The following is a 2,480-nucleotide window of genomic DNA, read 5'->3' as shown; positions in this document are numbered from 1 at the left end:
GCCGTGGAGTCGCGGTCGTACGCGCTGCCGTTGAAGTTCGACGCCGGGGCCACCGCCCGCATCTCGCAGAACGCGCTGGTGGCGGCTTCGTTCCGGTGGTCGGGGTGGTCCGCCGCCCAGGAGTCGCTTTCGGAGTCGGGCGGCGCGCGCGACGTGATGCATGCGTCGGGCGGGCTGGAGTACGAGGGGCTGGGCCTGGCGGGCCGCCCCCTGCCGGTGCGCGTCGGCGTGCGGTGGACGCAGCTTCCCTTCGCCGCCGGTGAAGGGGGCCAGTTCTCCGAGGAGCGCGCCATCACCGGCGGCTTCGGGCTGGTCCTTGGCGGCGGTGCCGCCGCGGCCGACCTTTCCGCCGAGCGGGGCACGCGCGACGGCGGGGACCCCCTGCTCAGCGAGAACTTCTGGCGGGTGTCGCTGTCGCTGTCGCTCCTGGGGCGGTAAAGGGATATCGATCAGGGCTGGTACCGGCTTTCGATCATCCCCCGCCGCTCTGGTGATGCATGCCCCTTCTCCACCTCGCGTGGAGGAGGGGCATGGGCGATACGGGCCGAGGCGCACGCGAGAGCCTGTCATCCTGAGGCCCAGGCGCACCGGACCGGCCCGTAGCACATCCGTCGCGGGCCGAAGGATCCAGCCGCGGACACGTACAAGTCTGGGCGCGGCAGCGGTCACTGTAGCCGAGGCCTCGGCTGCCGTGGGGCCCTCACCCCGCCGCGCTGACACGCGTGCGACCCTCTCCCACAAACAGCGTGGGAGAGGGGGTACACTTCGGGGTTTGGAGCCGGGGCTGGCGGGGAGCAGGGAGGCGCGCGCATGCCCCTGCTGGGGCGACTGAAGTCGCGGCAACGACGGCCCGAAGTCCGCCTTCGCGGACTGCACGCGCAGTCGAGTGCACCATAGCCAGCCGAAGCGCGGTCGAATTCTCCCTTTCCCCCCCTTGCGGGGGAGAGGGCCGGGGAGAGAGGGCCGCCAGGGGCATGCGCCAGGCTCCCCGAAGCGCACCGGTCCAAGCTCTCGTGCCCTGCCGAGTTCGCCAGTCTCAGCCGAAGCGCGGTTCAGGTCTCCCCCTCCCCTGCGCAGCGGGGGACGGGGGCCGGGGGGAGGGGGCTCCCGCAGCATGCGAGACAGCCCATCGAACCCCGACCGAAGTCCCGCGGCCCAGTTCCACGCCCTTGCGCCACGCGCACCGGACACGCACCCTCCTGACCGGCACGCACGCCATCTCGTCCACGCGCGAAGTCGTTCCCAGCATCCCTCGACCGCAGCCCATGACCGACCCTGAACGGGGCCTGTTCCTTGCTTTCGAAGGGGTAGAAGGCTCCGGAAAGACCACCCAGGTGGCCCGGCTGGCGGCGTGGCTGCGCGCGCGCGGCGCGGACGTGGTGGTGGCGCGGGAGCCGGGTTCAACGCCGCTTGGCGAGCGGGTGCGAGAGATCGTGCTTTCGCCCGACCTGCACGTGCCCGCCCGCAGCGAGCTGTTCCTGATGCTCGCCGCGCGGGCCGCCTTCGTGGAGCAGGTGGTGAAGCCCGGAGTGCAGGCCGGCAAGGTGGTGATCGCCGACCGGTTCGAGCTGTCGACCCTGGCCTATCAGGGCGCCGGGCGCGGACTGCCGCTGGACGAAGTGGAGGCTTGCAACCGGATGGCCACCGGCGGCCTGGCGCCCGATGCCACGCTGCTCATGGACGTGGACCCCGAGGTGGGCGCGGAGCGGCAGCGGGTGGCGGGAAAGGCCGCCGACCGCTTGGAGCGCGAGGAGGCGGCGTTCCACCGCCGGGTGGCCGAAGGGTACCGCAGACACGAGGCGCGGGTGGCCGGGATCGTGCGGATCGACGCCGTGGGCGGCGAGGAGCAGGTGCACCGCCGCGTGCTGCAGGCGCTGGCGGCCCGGTTTCCCGAAACCTTTCCCGCGGCGCAGGTTATCAGAGAATGAACGGAGCGCGGCACCCTGGCCGCGGCCGTATTGATCGGTTGATCGGAAGCATGAATCTGGAGGCCCCATGCAGTTGAAGCGTACCGTCGTGGCGCCCGCGCTCGTCGCCGGCATGGCCCTGGTTTCGGGCGGCTGGCTGCTGCAGCAGGACGTGAACGGCGGGGGAAGCGTGTTCGCGCGCGCCCGCCTGTTCGACGAGGTGATGACGCACGTGATGGAGCGCTACGTAGAGCCCCAGTCCGAGGCCGAGCTGTACCAGAAGGCCGTCCAGGGGCTGCTGCGCGAGCTGGGGGATCCCCACACCACCTTCATGACGGCCGAGGAGTACGCGCAGCTGCACCTGCAGACCAGCGGCGAGTACGGCGGGCTGGGCATCCAGATCTCGTCGCGCGACGGCTGGGTGACTGCGGTGGGCATCCTTCCCGAGACGCCGGCCGAGCGCGCGGGCGTGCGGGTGGGCGACCGTTTCCTGCAGATCGACGGCCAGAGCGCCGAGGGCCTGTCGGACGACCAGGCCGTGCAGCGGCTGCGCGGGCGCAAGGGAACGCCCGT

At 71.9% G+C, this 2,480-nt stretch carries 3 protein-coding genes; all 3 read left to right on the top strand.

Translation table 11 applies throughout. The features are described 5' to 3' along the window. On the top strand, positions 1-438 hold a 438-nt coding region (locus VIB55_RS03365; protein WP_331875254.1), incomplete at its 5' end, for a hypothetical protein. A gap of 827 nt (positions 439-1,265) precedes the next feature. Next, on the top strand, positions 1,266-1,928 hold the full coding sequence (gene tmk, locus VIB55_RS03360; RefSeq protein WP_331875253.1) for a dTMP kinase: 663 nt from the start codon (positions 1,266-1,268) through the stop codon (positions 1,926-1,928). Positions 1,929-1,995: 67 nt separating this feature from the next. Then, positions 1,996-2,480: S41 family peptidase (locus tag VIB55_RS03355; RefSeq protein ID WP_331875252.1), on the top strand; the 485-nt coding region annotated here is incomplete at its 3' end.

It is taken from the genome of Longimicrobium sp. (genome assembly GCF_036554565.1).
Lineage (GTDB): Bacteria > Gemmatimonadota > Gemmatimonadetes > Longimicrobiales > Longimicrobiaceae > Longimicrobium.
Note: the sequence above shows the minus strand (reverse complement) of the source record. Positions and strands in the feature narration are given on the sequence as shown.

Excerpts from the sequence above, each read along its gene's own strand:
- tmk (WP_331875253.1), top strand. The coding sequence starts at position 1,266 with ATGACCGACCCTGAACGGGGCCTGTTCCTTGCTTTCGAAGGGGTAGAA.